Source organism: Xanthobacter variabilis (assembly GCF_043831965.2).
GTDB lineage: Bacteria > Pseudomonadota > Alphaproteobacteria > Rhizobiales > Xanthobacteraceae > Xanthobacter.
In genome coordinates, this window is the sequence record NZ_CM195533.1 from 2,272,766 (window position 1) to 2,290,955 (window position 18,190).

17 protein-coding genes are annotated in these 18,190 nt (G+C 68.3%); 10 read left to right on the forward strand and 7 right to left on the reverse strand.

Features of this window, described 5'->3' with window-relative positions:
• Window positions 1-3 precede the first annotated feature (3 nt).
• The 4 genes from sseA to V5F26_RS09805 form a co-directional block, all read right to left on the reverse strand.
• Window positions 4-843, reverse strand: coding sequence for a 3-mercaptopyruvate sulfurtransferase (gene sseA / locus V5F26_RS09790; RefSeq protein WP_234052469.1), 840 nt, complete (start codon window positions 841-843; stop codon window positions 4-6).
• Between the two features lie 112 nt (window positions 844-955).
• Window positions 956-1,987 (reverse strand): cysteine synthase A, encoded by a 1,032-nt coding sequence (locus V5F26_RS09795; RefSeq protein WP_394054477.1) that lies wholly within the window; start codon window positions 1,985-1,987, stop codon window positions 956-958.
• Between the two features lie 71 nt (window positions 1,988-2,058).
• Window positions 2,059-3,495 carry a cryptochrome/photolyase family protein gene (locus V5F26_RS09800; protein ID WP_394947924.1) on the reverse strand — a complete coding sequence of 479 codons (1,437 nt, stop codon included), beginning with the start codon at window positions 3,493-3,495 and terminating at the stop codon, window positions 2,059-2,061.
• 81 nt (window positions 3,496-3,576) lie between these two features.
• Entirely contained in the window at window positions 3,577-4,458 is an 882-nt protein-coding gene (locus V5F26_RS09805) for a LysR substrate-binding domain-containing protein (RefSeq protein ID WP_234052466.1), read from the reverse strand.
• Window positions 4,459-4,687: 229 nt separating this feature from the next.
• Between V5F26_RS09805 and V5F26_RS09810 the strand changes: the two genes are divergently transcribed.
• Window positions 4,688-5,038, forward strand: coding sequence for a YjiS-like domain-containing protein (locus tag V5F26_RS09810; RefSeq protein ID WP_394054473.1), 351 nt, complete (start codon window positions 4,688-4,690; stop codon window positions 5,036-5,038).
• Between the two features lie 375 nt (window positions 5,039-5,413).
• Here V5F26_RS09810 and V5F26_RS09815 read toward each other — a convergent pair whose 3' ends face one another.
• The 3 genes from V5F26_RS09815 to V5F26_RS09825 all read right to left on the reverse strand — a co-directional run bounded on the left by V5F26_RS09815 (window position 5,414) and on the right by V5F26_RS09825 (window position 9,452).
• Window positions 5,414-6,448: a DUF937 domain-containing protein gene (locus tag V5F26_RS09815; protein WP_394947925.1), complete on the reverse strand. Its 1,035-nt coding sequence runs from the start codon at window positions 6,446-6,448 to the stop codon at window positions 5,414-5,416.
• Window positions 6,449-6,704: 256 nt separating this feature from the next.
• Window positions 6,705-8,546: a monovalent cation:proton antiporter-2 (CPA2) family protein gene (locus tag V5F26_RS09820; RefSeq protein ID WP_394947926.1), complete on the reverse strand. Its 1,842-nt coding sequence runs from the start codon at window positions 8,544-8,546 to the stop codon at window positions 6,705-6,707.
• Window positions 8,547-8,849: 303 nt separating this feature from the next.
• The gene (locus tag V5F26_RS09825) at window positions 8,850-9,452 is read right to left on the reverse strand and encodes an invasion associated locus B family protein (protein ID WP_234054545.1); all 603 of its coding nucleotides are present in this window, start codon (window positions 9,450-9,452) and stop codon (window positions 8,850-8,852) included.
• Between the two features lie 571 nt (window positions 9,453-10,023).
• On the opposite strand from V5F26_RS09825, the gene coxB reads away from it, so the two are divergent.
• The 9 genes from coxB (at window position 10,024) to V5F26_RS09870 (ending at window position 18,178) form a co-directional block, all read left to right on the forward strand.
• Window positions 10,024-10,860 (forward strand): cytochrome c oxidase subunit II, encoded by an 837-nt coding sequence (gene coxB / locus V5F26_RS09830; RefSeq protein ID WP_394947927.1) that lies wholly within the window; start codon window positions 10,024-10,026, stop codon window positions 10,858-10,860.
• Between the two features lie 271 nt (window positions 10,861-11,131).
• On the forward strand, window positions 11,132-12,736 hold the full coding sequence (gene ctaD, locus V5F26_RS09835; protein ID WP_234052460.1) for a cytochrome c oxidase subunit I: 1,605 nt from the start codon (window positions 11,132-11,134) through the stop codon (window positions 12,734-12,736).
• 89 nt (window positions 12,737-12,825) lie between these two features.
• Window positions 12,826-13,785 (forward strand): heme o synthase, encoded by a 960-nt coding sequence (cyoE, locus tag V5F26_RS09840; RefSeq protein ID WP_394947928.1) that lies wholly within the window; start codon window positions 12,826-12,828, stop codon window positions 13,783-13,785.
• A gap of 101 nt (window positions 13,786-13,886) precedes the next feature.
• Window positions 13,887-14,066 (forward strand): cytochrome c oxidase system small membrane protein, encoded by a 180-nt coding sequence (locus V5F26_RS09845; RefSeq protein WP_370640750.1) that lies wholly within the window; start codon window positions 13,887-13,889, stop codon window positions 14,064-14,066.
• Window positions 14,067-14,088: 22 nt separating this feature from the next.
• Complete coding sequence (locus V5F26_RS09850) at window positions 14,089-14,697, forward strand: cytochrome c oxidase assembly protein (RefSeq protein WP_394947929.1); 609 nt, start codon at window positions 14,089-14,091, stop codon at window positions 14,695-14,697.
• 65 nt (window positions 14,698-14,762) lie between these two features.
• On the forward strand, window positions 14,763-15,626 hold the full coding sequence (locus V5F26_RS09855; RefSeq protein WP_394054463.1) for a cytochrome c oxidase subunit 3: 864 nt from the start codon (window positions 14,763-14,765) through the stop codon (window positions 15,624-15,626).
• A 12-nt stretch (window positions 15,627-15,638) separates the two neighbouring features.
• Entirely contained in the window at window positions 15,639-16,028 is a 390-nt protein-coding gene (locus V5F26_RS09860) for a DUF983 domain-containing protein (protein ID WP_394947930.1), read from the forward strand.
• A 23-nt stretch (window positions 16,029-16,051) separates the two neighbouring features.
• Window positions 16,052-16,831 (forward strand): SURF1 family protein, encoded by a 780-nt coding sequence (locus tag V5F26_RS09865; protein ID WP_394947931.1) that lies wholly within the window; start codon window positions 16,052-16,054, stop codon window positions 16,829-16,831.
• A 102-nt stretch (window positions 16,832-16,933) separates the two neighbouring features.
• On the forward strand, window positions 16,934-18,178 hold the full coding sequence (locus V5F26_RS09870; RefSeq protein ID WP_394947932.1) for an NAD(P)/FAD-dependent oxidoreductase: 1,245 nt from the start codon (window positions 16,934-16,936) through the stop codon (window positions 18,176-18,178).
• Window positions 18,179-18,190: the final 12 nt, after the last annotated feature.

Sequence of the window (18,190 nt, forward strand, 5' to 3'; positions counted from 1 at the left end):
CGTTCAGCCGACGGCGACAGGCTTGCCGCTGGAACCCCACTCAGTCCACGAACCGTCATAGAGCGCCTGCGGGCGCTTGCCGATGGATTCGAGCGCCAGCCAGAGGATGGCCGCGCTGACCCCGGAGCCGCAGGAGGTGATGACCGGGCGGGCCAGATCGAGCCCGGTGGCCTCGATGATGGGGCGCACCTGATCGGGCGGCAGCAGGCGGCCATTCTCCACCACGCGGGCGTGGGGCAGGTTGAAGGCGCCCGGCATGTGGCCGCTGGCCAGTCCCTCGCGCGGCTCCGGCGCCTCGCCCCGGAAGCGGGCTTCGTTGCGGGCGTCGAGCACCTGGGCGGAGCCGGCGGCGAGCACGCGCTCCACCGTGGTGATGTCCGCCACCATGGAGTGGTCCATGCGCGCGGTGAAGACGGCGGGGGCGCGGCGGGCCGGCCCATTGTCCACCGGGCGCCCCTCCGCCAGCCATTTCGGCAGGCCGCCATCAAGGATCATCACATCCTGCGCGCCGAACACCCGGAACGTCCACCACACTCGCGGCGCGGAGAACAGGCCGACGCTGTCATAAACCACGATCCGCAGGCCGTCGCCGATGCCCAGGGCGCCCGCCGCCTGGGCGAAGCTGTGCGGGTCCGGCAGCATGTGGGGCAGGTCGGTGGAGTGGTCGGCGATGGCGTCGATGTCGAAATGGACGGCGCCGGGAATGTGCTGGGCCAGGAACTCCGGCGCCCCTTCGCGCCCGCTGCCGGGCATGTGCCAGGAGGCGTCCACCACCACGAGGTCGGGCGCGCCAAGATTGGCGGCCAGCCATTCGGTGGAAACGAAGGGGGAGGTTTCGGCCATGCGCATTCTCCTGGTCGCAAGTGGGGCGTGTGCCCCATGGTTCTAGCCGGGCCGGTCCTCTCCGTCGGCGGACGCCGGGCGCGTCGTCCACAGGCCCGGCGTCGCAGGCCTGTCACAGGAAGACGCTGGGCACCTGCGCCTTGCGTTCCAGCCAGCCGGGAACCGGCAGGTTCTTGGAGCGCAGGAAGTCGGGATTGAACAGCTTCGACTGGTAGCGCGTGCCGTAATCCGCAAGGATGGTGACGATGGTATGGCCGGGGCCCATTTCCCGCGCGAGGCGGATGGCGCCGGCCACGTTCACGCCCGAGGAGCCGCCCACGCACAGGCCCTCGTGCTCCAGCAGGTCGAACACGACGGGCACCGATTCCGAATCGGGAATCTGGAACGCAAGATCCACCGGCGCACCCTCCAGATTGGCGGTGATGCGGCCCTGGCCGATGCCCTCGGTGATGGATGAGCCCTCCGAGGCCAGCTTGCCCGTGGTGTAATAGGAATAGAGCGCGGCGCCGGGCGGATCGGCGAGGGCGATCTTGATGGCGGAATTGCGCTCCTTCAGCGCCATGCCAATGCCCGCCAGCGTGCCGCCGGAGCCCACAGCGCAGATGAAGCCATCCACCTTGCCGTCGGTCTGGGCGTAGATCTCGGGGCCGGTGGTGTCCATGTGGGCCTGGCGATTGGCCACATTGTCGAACTGGTTGGCCCAGATGGCGCCGTTGGGCTCGCTCTTGGCGAGCGCCTCCGCCAGGCGGCCGGAATATTTCACGTAATTGTTCGGGTTGGAGTAGGGCACGGCGGGCACCTCCACCAGTGTGGCGCCGGCCAGCCGCAGCATGTCCTTCTTTTCCTGGGACTGGGTCTCGGGAATGACGATGACAGTGCGGAAGCCAAATGGAGCTGCCACCAGTGCGAGGCCGATGCCCGTATTGCCCGCTGTGCCTTCCACGATCACCCCGCCGGGGCGCAGCGCGCCGCGCGCGATGGCGTCCTTGATGATGCCGAGCGCGGCCCGGTCCTTCACCGATTGCCCGGGATTGAGAAACTCCGCCTTGGCGAGGATATCGCAGCCGGTTTGCTCGCTGGCACGCTTCAGCCGGATGAGAGGGGTGTTGCCAATGGATTCCACAAGGCCATTACGGATTGTCATCGATTAAGCCCTTAAAGAAAGTGGGCTCAATCTAACTCTTCAAAACGTGCTGTATCAAGGAAAAATACACATCATATTTTCGTTGATTTGAGCGCGAGCAGCGCCCGCTCGCGGGCGGCGGCATGGTCGACCACCGGCAGCGGATAGGTGGTGCCGAGCCGGATGCCGGCGTGCCGCAGCGTGGCCGCATCCGCCGTCCAGGGCTTGTGGATGAGGGCGGCCGGCAGCCCGGCGAGCTCGGGCACGAAGCGGCGCACATAGTCGCCCCGGGGGTCGAACTTCTCCCCCTGCAGCACGGGATTGAAGATGCGGAAATAGGGGGCGGCGTCGAGCCCGGTGCCCGCCACCCATTGCCAGTTGGCGGGATTGCTCGCGGGGTCCGCGTCCACCAGCGTGTCCCAGAACCAGGCTTCGCCGGCGCGCCAGTCGATGAGCAGATGCTTGGCCAGGAAGGAGGCGACCACCATGCGCACGCGGTTGTGCATCCAGCCGGTCTGCCACAGCTCGCGCATTCCGGCATCCACGATGGGATAGCCGGTGAGGCCCCGCTGCCAGGCCTTCAGCTCGCCCGGGCACTCGCGCCAGGGAAAGGCATCGAACGCGGACTGGATGTTGCGCAAGGCCATGTCCGGCATCGCCGCCAGCACATGGTGGCTGAACTCGCGCCAATAAAGCTCCGCCGTGAATTTCAGGGCGTCGCTGCCGGGCGCGGCGTCGCCCGCATAGGTCACCGCGGTGAGCATCTGGCGGGGCGAGATCTCCCCGAACCGGAGGTGGGGGGACAGGCGCGAGACGTTGGGGCGGGCGGGGAAATCCCGCCCCTGCTCATAGCCGGCGAGGCCTTCTTCGATGAAGTCGGCAAGGCGCGTCTGCGCGGCATATTCCCCGGGCCGCCAGGCCAGGCGCAGGCCGCCCGCCCAGTCGGGCCGTTCCGGCTCCAGCCCCCAGCTCTCCAGGGGCTCACTGGCAAGATCGGTGGGCGCGGCCGCGAGATGTCCCGGGGCGGGCAAGGGCGGACCGGGCGGCGGCGACGCAAGGCATGCCCGGTGGAACGCGGCGAAGGTGCGCGGCAGCCGGCCGGCGCCGGTCAACACAGTTCCCGGCGCATGCAGGAGGTGGCCGCAGAAGCGCTCCACCCGCAGCCCCTCGCGCCGCAGATGCTCGGTGATCTCATCATCCACGCGGCCTTCCGCGGCGCCCGAACGATCATTGAACAGCACCCGCTCCGCGCCCAGCTCCGCCGCCAGCTGCGGCACGATGCGCGCCGCCGGGCCGCGTCGCAGCAGCAGCCGCACGCCATGCTGGCCGAGATGGGCGGAAAGGGAGCGCAGCGACCCGGCGAGCCACCAGCGCGCGGCGCCGCCCAGGGGGCGGATGCCGGGGGAATCCTCATCCAGCACATAAAGGGCGGCGATCGGCCCGCCACCCTCGGCCGCCGCGTGGAGGGCGGGATTGTCCGACAGGCGCAGGTCGTCGCGAAACCAGATCAGGGCAGGGGCGCGCTTCATGTTTCTCTCGGGCGAAAGGCGGCGGCTAAGAGTTCCGCCGTTTCGCCCATCAGGCAAGGGCCCACTGCTGCCGGAGGCGCGCTACTGCGCCGCTTCCTGTTCCGTGAGGTTGTCGAGCCCCTGGATGACGTGCTGGGCCAGGGCCTCGGCCAGGGGCGAGGGCTCGTGGCGGTTGCGCAAGAGGCCGATATCGCAGGGCGGCAGGGGCGGAAAGCCATCGGAGGCGCCCAGCACCCGCATGCCCGGCCGCAACCCCGATTCGGGAAACACCGACACCGCGAGCCCCGAAAGCACAGCCGCCGCCACCGCGCCGCTATTGGGGCTGGAATAGAGAATGCGATGGCCGCGCCCGGCGGTGGCGAGGCGCGCGACAGCAATATCCCGCCACTGGCAGGTGGGCCGGCCGAGCGCGAGCGGCACCACCGGTTCCTGATGCACCGCATGGCGCGCCGACGACACCCACATGAGCCGCTCGCGCCGGATCACCTGGGCATTGCGGGAGGTGATCTCGGTGGCGGTGATGATGGCAAGGTCGATGGTTCCGGCGGCGATGCGCTGCACCAGCTCGGCGGTCGGCTCGCAGATCACCGTCAGTTCCACCGAAGGATGGGTGCGTGAGAAGCGGGCCATGATGTCCGGCAGGTAGCGGTCCGCATAATCGTCTGGCACGCCCAGGCACACCCGCCCCGAAAGTTCGATGTCGGCGAAGCTGGACACCGCCTCCATGTTCAGCCGCACGATGCGGCGGGCGAAATCCAGCAGCCGGTCCCCATCCTCCGTCAGGCGCGAGGCGCGGCCGTCGCGGGCGAACAGGGGGCGCCCCACGCGATCTTCCAGGCGCTTCATCTGCATGGAAACCGCCGACTGGGTCTTGTGCACCACATCCGCCGCGCGGGTGAAGCTGCCGGTTTCGGCGATGGCGACGAAGGTGCGCAACTGGTCGGGATCGAGCAAGGCGGTCATGGCGTCTCCCACGGGCGCGCGGAGCTCTCGCGGCCTCGGCTTATCCATCACGCAAAATGATATGTGAGATGAATAACATTCGCTAGCGTGATTCATGCGCAGGAGGCACAAGGGGCCGCGCTTCCGCGGCGGGGCGCGGGAAAAGACCGGTCCCGCAGCCGTTCGGAAGACACGACATTCAGCTCAGCAGAGGAGAGCGGCATCCCGTGTCGCAGTGATGGAGATGGCGATGAGCATGCACGGTGAAACCCGTAGAATGGTGATGGCTCCGGTGGGCGCGGTGGTCGCCTGCGTGGTTCTGGCGGCGATGGCTGGTATCGCCCGCGCCAACACCCGTGCGATGTCCTGGCTCAAGGCCGCGGGGCGCGTGCTCGAACACCGTCGCGTCATGGCCCGCCTGGCGGCTCTCGACGATCACATGCTCAAGGACATGGGCATCACGCGCGCTGATGTGTGCGATGCGGTGTCCGAGCCCCTTGGGGCGGACCCCACCCGCCTCCTGGTGCTGCGTGCCACCGAGCGGCGCGCCGCCCGGTGCCTGGACCAGCGTGACCGCGCGTCCAGGGCAGCGCGCGGCTGAGAGCCGGCGCCAGAGCGTCCGGGGCTTTCACGGAAATCCCGAAAACGGCCTATCCTTTTGTTTCCATGCGCTTCCTTCGAGCGAACCGGTTGCCACCGCGCTCGAAAACGCTTTGACCGAGATCTCGGCGGGTCCACCCCTCGGAGCCCGCCGATGCTGGACCCGCGCCGACCGCAACCGGCGCGGGTCTTTTTTATGGTCGTGCGGGCAGTGCCGCGGGCGTCGCCCGATAGCCCGTGCAAGAGGCGGCAAGGAAAAGCCCGCGAGTGCGCCTCGCGGGCTTTAGATTCTCCGATCATGGCCCGCCTCGTCCCCTGATGCGGGAAGCGCGGGGCGAAGGCGCACCGCCTTGTCGGGAGTGGCGTCCCGCGTCGCTTATTTGCCGTCGCCGCCCTTCTGCACGAGGCGCGGCTTGTCCGGCGGCAGGATCTCCGCTTCCGGCGTCGTCGGCCGCGAGCGGTTCAGCACGTCCAGCCAGAATTCGGGCACCGTGTAAGGCTGACGGTCAACGCCCGGCACGTTCGGCGGAAAGCCCTGGGCGAACAGCTTCGCGAAGAATTCCTGGAAGGGCTGCAACGGGTTCGCCATCGCATCGGCCTGGGCGCTCTGCGGCGGCGCCGGCGGTGGCGGCGGCGGGGGAGCAGCGGGGCTCGGTGCGGGCGCACCCGCCTGGGCCAGGGTGCTTGCCATGGCGTTCACCACGTCCTGCCAGGCATTGGCGGGGTTGGCCCGCTGCTGCGGCTGGGGGGGGCGCTGGAACATCGCCCGAGCGAACGAATCCGCCCACGGATTGCCGGTGGAATAGTTGGGGCTGCTGGCGGTGGTGGCCGAGAAGGCCAGGAACGCGTCAATCCAGGGATTGCCCGAGGAAATGGGGGCAGGCCGCGTTTCCGGCAGGCCGAGGGGCATGCGGCTGAGCAGGGCGGCGGTCATGGTCTGCAGCGCGCCGGAGGCGGCGAGCGACTTGGCGAGCCCCCCCACGAACAGGCTGGCGAAGGTGGGCATCATCTGCCGCACCATGGCGATGCCGAGCCCGGTGGAGGCCGCCACCTGGTTGGCGACCGCCCGGCTCACCTCATTGGAGCCGAACACCGCATTTAGGGCGTCGGCGCCGGCCTGGTTGATGTCCGGCTGCGAGGGGGGCGGCGGCGGCGGGCTGGGCTGGGCATAGGCGCCGTAGCCGCCGGGCTGGCCGTAGAACGAGCCGTAAGGACCGCTGAGCATCAGCGCCATCAGGGATGCCATGGCCTCGGGCGACTGGACGACATGGCGGAAGCCATCGGCGAAGGCGGGCATCATGGCGTCGGCCACAGCCTTGGTCTGCTGAGCGGACAGGCCATAGGCCCGTGCAAGATTCTCCATCCCCTGTCCCCCTTGAGCGGCGCGCAGCAGCTCCACGAACTGATCCATCCAACCTCCTCCGCCGGTTGCCGCCTGGAGGCTGAGATGGCGCCCCGCCGGTTCCGGTCCGTTTCCTCGTCCGCGAACCGCGGTTCTTGTTTTTCCGCACCCGCATGGGATGCGCAGGCATTTTTGGCAACCGCTCCGGAAGGCTGATGCCGCAGCGGATGGAGGTCGCTCTCGGTGGAGCATGCCGTCAGGCGGCTGTCGACGACAGCTTACGCCATGGCGGCGTCAAAATCACGAAGGGTTGTGGAAGGTTGCCCTAGCCGGAGAACTCGGTCTCGTGGCTCAGGATGTCCTGAGCCTCGGGATTGAGCGGGCGGGCGGGCTTCTCCGGGGTGTGGAGCGGTTCTGGCTCCACCTTGCGCCCGCGCACCAGCTCGGGCGCCGCGAAGATGCCTTCCTCGAGCTGGCGCTCAAGCCGGCTGCGGTCACGCGCGCGCACGTCCGCCACCCGCGCGTTGGCGCCCTCCGCGCTCACACCCAGGGCCCGAAGGGTGCGGCCGCCGAAGCCGAGCGCCGATTCCAGCGTCTCGCGAATCTCGAAGTCCACACCCAGCCGCATCAGCTCCATGGAGTGGATGCGGTCATAGCTGCGCACGAACAGCTTGGCGCCGGGAATGGCGGCCTTCACCACCTCCACGATGCGGTTGGCGTCTTCCTTGTCATCCACGCACACGCAGATGACCTTGCAGGTTTCCGCCCCCGCGGCGCGCAGCACCTCCAGCCGGGTGCCGTCTCCATAATAGATGTGGACGCCGAACCGGCCGGCGCTCTGGATCATCTCCACATCGTTGTCGATGATGGTGACGCCCACGCCTTCCGCCAGCAGGCATTGGGACACGATCTGCCCGAACCGGCCGAAGCCGATCACCAGCACCGTGCCGTCGGCATCGGAAAAATCATCGGCCTGCGGCTCCGGCGCGGCCCGCGAGATGCGCGGGAGGACGAGCCCCATGGCGGCGAACAGCAGGGGGCCGACAATCATGGTGAGCGCAGCCATGGCGATCAGCAAATCCGCCTGGTCCGGCTTCAGGATCCCGGTGCTGAGGCCGAGCGGGAACAGCACGAACGCGAATTCGCCCGCTGGCAGCAGCACCACTGCGGCCAGGGCCGATTGCTGCGGGGGGATGTTGTCGTTGCGGAAGACCGAATAGACCACCACGCCCTTCGTGAGCGACACCAGGACCGTACCGATGAGCAGGGGGCCGATATGGTCCACCACCACGGCCACGTTCAGCGACATGCCCACGCTCATGAAGAACATGGCGAGCAGCAGGCCGCGAAAGGCGTCCACATTGGCTTCCAGCTCATGGCGGAAGGTGGATTCGGACAGCAGCAGGCCGGCCAGGAAGGCCCCCAGCGCCATGGACATGCCGGCCGCTTCCATCAGGCCGGCAGCGCCCAGCACCACCAGCAGGGCCGCTGCCGTCATGGCCTCGCGCGCGCCCGAGCGGGCCAGCACCCGGAACAGGGGATTGAGCAGGTAGCGCCCCGCCACGACGATGAAGGCGATGGCGACAATGGCCGTGCCCGCATTGAGCATGGCCGTCATCGGGTCGCGGGCGAGCTTGCTCTCCCCCGGCGCCAGCAGCGGCACCAGCGCCAGCAGCGGCACCACCGCGATGTCCTGGAACAGAAGAATGGAAAATGTGCGCTGGCCGTAGGGGCTGGCGAGGTCCTCGCGCTCGTTGAGAAGCTGGAGGGCGATGGCGGTGCCGGACACCGAAAGCGCCATGCCGCTGACGATGGCCGCCGCGAGGCCGAAACCGAACACGAAGAAAGCCAGCAGGGCGAAGGCCAGCCCGCTCAGCAGCAGCTGCGCCGCTCCCAGGCCGAAAATGTAGCGGCCCATGGACAGCAGCCGCGAGGGCTTGAGCTCCAGCCCGATCAGGAACAGCAGCATCACCACGCCGAGCTCGGCCACCGTGGACACGAGCGAGGGGTCGGCCACGTTGAAGCCCACCGGGCCGATGGCGATGCCGACCAGCAGGTAGCCGACGATGGGGGAGAAGCCGAGCCGCTTGGCGAGGGGAACGGAGATCACCGCGGCTGTCAAAAGCGCCAGCGCCGCGACGAACAGCGCGTGATCCTCGCCGTGCATCCCCAAATCTCCCCTGCCGCCCGCGCTTGCCTGCCCCCGCGCGTGGCGGGTGCCCGTCGTTCACCTTCGAATCATCCCACGCGCGCCGGCCCGCAGGGCCGATCCGCAAGGCCGCAGGCCGGGCTGCGGGCAGATGGGAGGCGCGGCCGATGCTCAAGGCACCAGCACCCGCGCGGACCCTAAGAGCGCATCAAAGCGTGACCAAACCGTGCCGCCGATGGGGCAATGTCGGGGGTGACGCTCAGAAACTTGAACGCTGCGGCAAGCATGTCACGCCGCGCGCGGCGCGTGCTGCCGAGACGCTCACTTCAGCGCGTCCAGGCCCGGGCCGAAGCCCTCCAGGCTCAGCGGCACGCCGATGCCTTCCTCAGGGGTCTGAAAGATGATGAAGGTGGCCTGCTTGCCGCTCTTCAGGCGGGAGATGAGGTTGTCGTCCATCACCACCTCGGCCACGCAGCCGTTGGGCAGGCAGCGCACGAAGCCGGCCCGGCCCACGTCCTGGTCGTCGATCTTGAGGCCGAGGCCGGCCGGCAGCAGCACGCCGAGGGGGGCGAGTACGCGCAGCAGGCGGCTCTTCTGGTCGGCAGTCTTCAGCACGATGACGGTCAGGCCCACATTGGGCCGGTCCTCCGCCTGCACCGATTGCAGCAGCACGCACTGCTCACCCTGGGCACCGGGCGGGGTGTCGCAGCGGATCTGCCATTCCCCGTGCACCGACTTCACCACGCCCTGGGCTGCGGCGGGGCTGGAGGAACCGAGGGCGGCGACGGCGAGGGTCGCGACCAGCAGCAGTCCCTTGAGGCCGCCGAGAGCGGAAAAGGCGCGGGCCCACCACCCGGCTCCGCCGCGCAAAGCCACGCCGCGCGAGGCCGGGAAAAGGGGGAGACCACGGGACGACACGACCATCAACACGACTCCGGAAGCTGCGGGCGCCTCGACCACGGGCCGAGCTCCATCTCGAATAGCGGCATTTCGCAACGATTGCCTTAATGCTCAGGCGTTCCTGTCAACAATGGGGCGATTCCGCGTCGGGTCGCGCCATGCGCTCAGGTGGAGCCCCGGAAAGGCCCGTATCGGCGTTGCTGCGGCGCACACTGAACGAATTTCCGCGGGATGGGCTGCGGTAAATTGTCTCGCTTTGTCCCCACGTCGCCCGGGCGAGGCGCCTTCAGGCAGGCCAAGCGGAACCTCGCAATTCCATGATCCGCTGCGATAAATGCAGCGCGCACGAAAGGCTGCCTTGCTGAAAGGGTGCGTTCGCAGCGTAGGCGCTACTGTGTCGCATCAAAAAGTTGCCATGTCGCATTGCAAAGCACAATCGAATGTGTTTGCCGAAAATACGTGATGATGGCAGCCTGAGCATAACCGGCGCAAAAGCCGGCAAATGCGGCGAAAGCCGGGCCGTCCGCCCCAGGCGGGCATATCAGGCACGCACATCGGCAGCTCATAGCCGAGGCAGGGAAGAGGCGAACAAGAGATGTCGCGCAGGGGCATTGCCGCTTGCGTCGCGTCGAGTTTCTCCGCGGCGCTGTTTCTCGCTCCGGCTGCCCATGCGGGCACCGGCCAACCTTCTCCATGGCAGATGAACCTGCAGGGCGCAGCCACGCCGGTGATGGAGAGCATCCGCTCTTTCAACAGCTTCCTGCTGGTCATCATCACTTCCATCGTGCTGTTCGTGCTGGTGCTGCTGGCCATTGTGGTTGTGCGCTTCAACGAGAAGGCCAATCCGGTGCCTTCCCGCACCAGTCACAACACCCTCATCGAGGTGATGTGGACGGTGGTGCCGGTGATGATCCTGGTGGCCATCGCGATTCCTTCCTTCCGCCTGCTCCACCTGGAGTTGCGGGTACCCACCGCCGACCTGACGCTGAAGGCCGTGGGGCACCAGTGGTACTGGTCCTATGAATATCCGGACCATGGCGGCTTTGCCTTCGACTCCCTGCTGGTGCAGGACGCGGACCTCAAGGCGGGCCAGCCGCGCCTTCTCACCGTGGACAACGAGCTGGTGGTCCCGGTGAACAAGGTGATCCGCATGCAGGTGACGGCGGCGGACGTGATCCACTCCTTCGCCGTGCCCTCGTTCGGCATCAAGATCGACGCCCTGCCGGGCCGCTTGAACGAGACCTGGTTCAAGGTGACCAAGGAGGGTGTCTATTACGGCCAGTGCTCGGAGCTGTGCGGGCGCGATCACGCTTTCATGCCCATCGCCGTGCGGGCTCTGAGCGAAAAGGACTTCCAGGCCTGGGTCGCGAGCGCCAAGGGCAAGTTCGCCTCGTCCGGCGACGCGCGTGGGCGGTTGGCGGAGGCGCGCTGAGGCGTTTGGCGCGGCGGGCCGGCATTTGGATTTCACCTTCGACCCATCGCATCCGCATCCGCGGTGACCGGCGGGGCCGAGGGGGACAGAGGGGCCGGGGCACCACCGGGGCGCAGAACCCCGGGGGCCCTGGCAGCCTCGGACTTCAGGGTGCCCCGCAGGGCTTCCGCAGGTTTTGCCTGCGGCACTGAAAATAAAAAGCGAGGGTCGCTGGTGATGGCAGTTCACTGGGCGGACCCTGGGGAAGAAACGCACCAGGGAAGGACATGGCATGGCCAGTTATGCGCTGTCGGATGCCGGTCACGCGCCCATCCCCACCGGGTGGCGGCGCTGGCTGTTCTCCACCAACCATAAGGACATCGGCCTGATGTACCTGATCTTCGCCATCGTGGCGGGGATTACGGGTGGAGCCCTGTCCATCGGCATTCGCCTGGAGCTGCAGCAGCCGGGCATGCAGATCTTTTCCGATCCGCAGGTGTTCAACGTCTTCACAACGGCGCACGGGCTCATCATGATCTTCTTCATGGTGATGCCCGCGCTCATCGGCGGCTATGGCAATTACTTCGTGCCACTGATGATCGGCGCGCCGGATACGGCGTTTCCGCGCATCAACAACATCGCCTTCTGGCTGCTGCCGCCCGCCTTCATCCTGGCCGGCGCGTCATTGTTCGTGGAAGGCGCGCCGGGGGCCAACGGCTTCGGCGGCGGGTGGACCATCTATCCGCCTTTGTCCTCCAAGCTTGGCCATCCGGGCCCGGCCATGGACCTGCTCATCTTCGCGCTGCACCTGGCGGGCGTGTCGTCCCTGCTCGGGGCCATCAACCTCATCACCACCATTTTCAACATGCGCGCGCCGGGCATGACGCTGCACAAGATGCCGCTGTTCGTGTGGTCGCAGCTGGTCACCGGCTTCCTGCTGCTGCTGTCGCTGCCGGTGCTGGCGGGCGCCATCACCATGCTGCTGACGGACCGCAACTTCGGCACCACCTTCTTCGATCCGGCGGGCGGGGGCGACCCCATCCTGTTCCAGCATTTGTTCTGGTTCTTCGGCCATCCGGAAGTCTACATCCTGATCCTGCCGGGCTTCGGCATCATCTCCCATGTGGTGGCGACCTTCGCCCGCAAGCCCGTGTTCGGCTATCTGGGCATGGCCTATGCGATGGTGGCCATCGGCCTCGTCGGCTTCGTGGTGTGGGCGCACCACATGTATACGGTGGGCCTTTCGGCCGGCACGCAGTCCTATTTCGTGGCCGCCACCATGATTATCGCGGTGCCGACGGGGGTGAAGATCTTCTCCTGGATCGCCACGATGTGGGGCGGTTCCATCCAGTTCCGCACGCCCATGCTGTGGGCTATCGGCTTCATCTTTCTCTTCACCGTGGGCGGCGTCACGGGCGTGGTGCTGTCCAATGCCGGCATCGACCGGTCGTTGCACGACACCTATTATGTGGTGGCGCATTTCCACTATGTGCTGTCGCTGGGCGCGGTGTTCGCCATCTTCGCGGGCTGGTATTACTGGTTCCCGAAGATGTTCGGCTACATGATCCCTGAATTCTGGGGCAAGCTGCACTTCTGGGTCACCTTCATCGGTGTGAACCTTGTCTTCTTTCCGCAGCACTTCCTGGGCCTTGCCGGCATGCCGCGCCGCTATGCGGACTATCCGGATGCGTTCGCGCCCTGGAATTTCGTTTCCTCCGTGGGCTCCTACATCTCGGGGGTCGCCGTGCTCATCTTCCTCACGGGCACCACGCTCGCCTTCCTGCGCAAGGAGCGGGCCGGCGACAATCCGTGGGGAGAGGGCGCCACCACGCTGGAATGGACCTTGTCCTCGCCGCCGCCGTTCCACCCGTTCGAGGTGCTGCCGCGGATCCGCTGAGGATGGCGAAGGGGGGCGGCGGCGAGGGCAGACGCCGCCGCCTCCCGACAAGCCCGCAAGCCTGAACGCGTGTCGTGAGGGGTTTCGTCATGAGCGATGTGGGTATCGGCATCGGACCATCCGCCCCGCAGGCGGGCGCGGCGCTGGCGGAAGGGCTGGCGACACCGCGGGATTATATCGCGCTGCTGAAGCCGCGCGTGATGTCGCTGGTGGTGTTCACCGCCCTGGCCGGGCTGCTGCGCGCGCCGGGCGATCTGCATCCACTCCTGGGCTTCACCGCCCTCCTGTGCATCGCCGTGGGCGCGGGCGCGGCCGGCGCGCTCAACATGTGGTGGGATGCGGACATCGATGCGGTCATGAGCCGGACCCGGGGCCGCCCCATCCCCGCCGGGCGCGTTTCCCCGCAGGAGGCGCTGGCTTTCGGCCTCACGCTCTCAGCCTTCTCGGTGGTGGTGCTGGGGCTGCTGGTGAACGTGCTGGCGGCGGCGCTGCTGGCCTTCACCATCGCTTTCTATGTGGGCGTCTACACCATGTGGCTGAAGCGGACGACGCCGCAGAACATCGTCATCGGCGGCCTCGCCGGCGCGCTGCCGCCGCTGGTCGCCTGGGCGGCCGCCGCCGGCACGGTGTCGCTGGAACCGGTGCTGATGGTGGCCATCATCTTCTTCTGGACGCCGCCCCACTTCTGGGCGCTCGCCCTGTTCCGGGCCGATGACTATGCCCGCGCCGGCGTGCCCATGCTGCCGGTGGTGGCGGGAGCGGACCAGACCCGGCTCCAGATCCTGCTTTATGCCCTGGTGCTGGCGCCGGTGGCCGCGAGCCCCGCGCTGCTGGGCTTCGCCGGGCCGGTCTATGGCCTGGTGGCGGTGCTGGCGGGTGCGATGATGGTGCGCCTGGCGGTGCGGGTCTTCCGCACCCGGCAGGGGGAAGCCGCGGTGAAGGCGGCACGTGGCCTGTTCGGCTTTTCCATTCTCTATCTCTTTGCGCTGTTCGCGACCCTCCTGGGGGAAGCGCTGGCGGCGCATCTCGTGGAGGCACGCCCGTGGTGACGAGCAGCAGGACCTTCAAGCCGGGTGTCGACGCTGGCGGCGAGCATGGCCGCCGGCGCCGGCCGCCGGCCTCCGCGAACGCCACCGTGCGCAGCGCGCCGGTGATCCACCTGCCGCGCCAGCAGGGCCCCGAGGACGGCGTGGTGCTGACACCCGAGCAGAGCCGCAGCCGCCGGGCCCGCAGCATCGCCATCGCGCTGGTCCTGGCGGCGCTGGCGCTGCTTTTCTATGCGGTCACCATCGTCAAGCTCGGCCCCGGCGTGCTGGACCGGCCGCTCTAGCGCCGGTGGAAGGAGAAGGGCGATGAGGAGGCAGGGCAGGGGACGGATGGTGGCGGTGGCGCTCGCGGCGTTTGTGGGCGTCATGGTCGGGGTCACCTATGCCTCGGTGCCGCTTTATGCCGCCTTCTGCACCCTCACCGGTTTCGGCGGCAGCACCCGCGTTGCGGCCCGCGCCCCGGAGCGGGCGGAGCACCGCCAGATCGCCATCCGCTTCGATGCCAATGTGGCCGCGGGCCTGCCCTGGAGCTTTGCGCCGCAGGAACGGGAAATGGTGGTGCGCATCGGCGCCCCGAGCCTTGCCTATTACGGCGCCCGCAACAGCTCCGCCACCGAGACGGCGGCCAATGCCACCTACAATGTGTCGCCGCCCCAGGCCGGCGCCTATTTCGTGAAGATGCAGTGCTTCTGCTTCGAGGAACAGCATCTGGGCCCCCATGAGAAGGCGGACCTGCCGGTCGCCTTCTATGTGGATCCGGCCATTCTCGATGATCCCGATCTGCGGAGCCTGCCCGCCATCACCCTGTCCTACACCTTCTTCCCCGCGCGCACGCGGGCGGCGGCGGGAGAGGGGCGCGGGGCCTCCGCGGCGCCGGAGGGCACCGCGCGGGCGGCGAGCGCGCCGCCGGGCTGAAACCAGGCGCCCGCCAGTTCCGGGCGCTGCAAACGAGGCATGGAAGGCAAGGGAGGCCGTTCGCCATGGCCCATACGGATGTGGAGGCTCACGCACCCCTTCAGGCTCACACCAGGGGGCATGATTATCATGTGGTCAATCCCAGCCCCTGGCCCATTGTCGGCTCGGCCTCCGCGCTGGTGATGACGGCGGGCGCGGTGCTGTGGATGCACGGCGGCACGGCGCTCTACATGACGCTGGGGGCGCTCGGCATCGTCTTCACCATGGCGGGCTGGTGGCGGGACGTGATCCGCGAGGGGCACCAGGGCTTTCACACCCAGGTGGTGGTGCTGGGCCTGCGCTACGGCATGATCCTGTTCATCGCCTCGGAGGTGATGTTCTTCGTGGCGTGGTTCTGGGCCTTCTTTAACTCGTCTTTGTTCCCGGGGGATGCCATCACCTTCCAACGCACCGAGGTGCTCGGCGGGGTGTGGCCGCCACAGGGCATCGAGACCCTGGACCCGTGGCACCTGCCGCTGCTCAACACGCTGATCCTGCTCACCTCCGCCACCACCCTCACCTGGGCCCACCATGCCCTCATCGAGAATGATCGGGACGGGCTGAAATGGGGGCTGTGGAGCACGGTGGGCCTCGGCCTGCTGTTCACCTCGCTCCAGGCCTATGAATACGCTCACGCCCATTTCGCCTTCGCCGGCAACATCTATGGCTCCACTTTCTTCATGGCCACGGGCTTCCATGGCTTCCATGTGATCGTGGGCACGGCGTTCCTCGCGGTGTGCCTGGTGCGCGCCTATCAGGGGGATTTCACGCCCGAGCGTCATTTCGGCTTCGAGGCCGGCGCTTGGTATTGGCACTTCGTGGACGTGGTGTGGGTGTTCCTGTTCGCCTTCATCTATGTGTGGGGTTCCATTGGTGGTTCCACCCATTGAGGGAGCCGGAACATGCCCTCTGCCCCGCATCATGAAGGCGCCCCCGCATTTGCCGCCGGCGTGGCTGGGCGCTGCCCGCGCTGCGGGCGGGGGCACCTGTTCAAGGGGTTCCTGAGCCTCGCGCCGCGGTGTGATGTCTGCGGGCTTGATTATGCCTTCGCCGATTCCGGGGACGGGCCGGCGGTGTTCGTCATCCTCATCGGCGGATGCGTGGTGGTGGCGCTGGCGCTGTGGGTGGAGGCGGTCTACGAGCCGCCGCTCTGGGTGCACGCCGCCTTGTGGATCCCGGCCATCCTGGTGGTCACGCTCGGCCTGCTGCGGCCGCTTAAGGGGGTGATGGTGGCGCTTCAATATCGTCACCGCGCGCAGGAGGGGCGGCTCGACCGGAGAGCACCCCCGTGATGGCGGCGAAAGGGCGGATCAGGATGCATCTCGCCGCGCCGCCCGCCGACCCGCCGCGGCCGGTGGATCAACGCCTGCGCCCCGCCTTCTCCATCGCCGCGCTGCTGGCGGTGGCTGTCGGAGTGGTGGTGTTGGCGGGGCTCGGCACCTGGCAGCTCCAGCGCCTGGGGTGGAAGGAACATCTGGTGGCCGTCGCCGTCGCCCGCGCCCATGCGACCCCGCAGGAGGTCCCGTCGCCCGCGCGCTGGCCGCTGCTGACACGGGAGGCCGATGAATATCTCCATGTCCGGGTGCGCGGCGTGTTCGACCATGTGCGCGAAACGCTCGTCTACACCGTGCGCGGAACGCAGGAGGGGCCGCCTTACGGCCCCGGCGCGTTCGTCATCACGCCTTTGATGCGGGTGGGGGAACCGCCCATCCTGGTCAATCGCGGCTTCGTGCCGGAGGATCGGCGCGATCCGCAGGGCCGCGCGGCGGGGCAGGTGACGGGGGAGGTGGAGATCACCGGCCTGCTGCGCCTGCCGGAGGATGCAAGCTGGTTCGTGCCCCGCAACGATGCCGCCCACGGCGCCTTCTACCGTCGAGACCCGGCGAGCATCGCCCTGGCGCGTGGGCTTCACGGGGCAGCGCCCTTCATCATCGACCTCGACCCGGGCCCGGTGCCCGGGGGCCTGCCTTTGGCCGGCACCACCCGCCTCGCCTTTCCCAACCGCCACCTGGAATATGCGCTGACCTGGTACGGCCTTGCGGCGACCCTGCTGGCGGTCGCCGGGGCGGTGGCATGGTCGCTCCGCAGGGCGTGAGAGCTCGGGCTCTGTCGCTCGCCTCCTTGCCGCCCCAGGATGGGCGTGCTCGTGTCATCGCTCGCGCCTAAGATCGAGCATCCCACGGGGAGACTCAGTGTCATGGCGCGTTGTGATGTGGTCGTTCTGGGGGCGGGAATCGTCGGGGTCTGCGTGGCGCTGCACCTCAAGGCGCAGGGGCTGTCCGTGGTGCTCATGGATCGCGCGGCGCCGGGGGATGGCACCTCGTTCGGCAATGCCGGGGTCATCGAGGGCAGCGCCCTTTTCCCTGTGGCCTTCCCGCAGGATCCCGTCACGCTGCTGCGCCACGCCTTGAAGCAGGCGCCCGAGAGCAATTACCACCTTTCCGACCTGCCGGCGCTCGCCCCCTGGCTGTGGGCCTATCTCCAGAATTCCTCGCCGCAGGGGCTCGCCGCCACCGCGCGTGACCTGCGCCCGCTGCTGAACCGCGCCCGCGCCGAGCACCATGCCCTCGCCGAGCCGGCCGGCGCCATGGGGCTGCTGACCCCCACCGGCTGGCTGAAGCTCTACCGCGACCAGGCTGCCTTCGAGGCCACCGCCGCCGAGCGCGCCTTGGCCGATGAGCTCAAGGTGGCTTACACGGTGCTCGACGTGAGCGGCGCGCAGGCGCTCGAGCCGGCCCTGAAGCCCCATTTCGTCAAGGCCATCCACTGGCACGACTGCGACAATTGCTCGGACCCCGGCGGGCTGGTGAAGGCCTATGCGGCCCTGTTCGAAGCGCGCGGCGGCCTGTTCCTGCACGGCGATGCCCGCAGCCTGCGCCGCGCCGGCGCCTATTGGCGGGCGGAAACCGCTGAGGGCCCGGTGGATGCCGAAGAGGCGGTGGTGGCCTTGGGGCCCTGGAGCCTCGATGTGCTGGAGCCGCTGGGCGTGAAGGTCCCGCTGGTGTCGAAGCGCGGCTACCATGTGCACCTTGCGCCTGAAGGGGGCATGCGCCTCGGGCGCGCCATCGTCGACGTGGCGGGCGGCTATGCGCTGCAAAGCACGCGTTACGGCATTCGCCTGACCACGGGCGTCGAGCTCGCCGCCCGCGATGCGGCGGCGACACCGGTGCAGGTGGCACGCGACATTCCCCTGGCCCGCGAGTTGCTGCCCCTGGGCGCTGTGCGCGAGAGCGAGCCATGGCTCGGACGGCGCCCGGCGCTGCCGGACTCAAAGCCCATCATCGGCCCGGCGCCGGGCCTTGGCGGCCTGCATCTGGCGCTCGGCCACGGCCATTGGGGGCTCACGCTCGGCCCCGTCACCGGCCTGCTGCTTGCGCAGATGATGACCGGGCAGAAGCCTTTCACCGATCCCAAGCCCTTCTCGGCACGCCGCTTCCTGTAGCGGCGCGCCGCC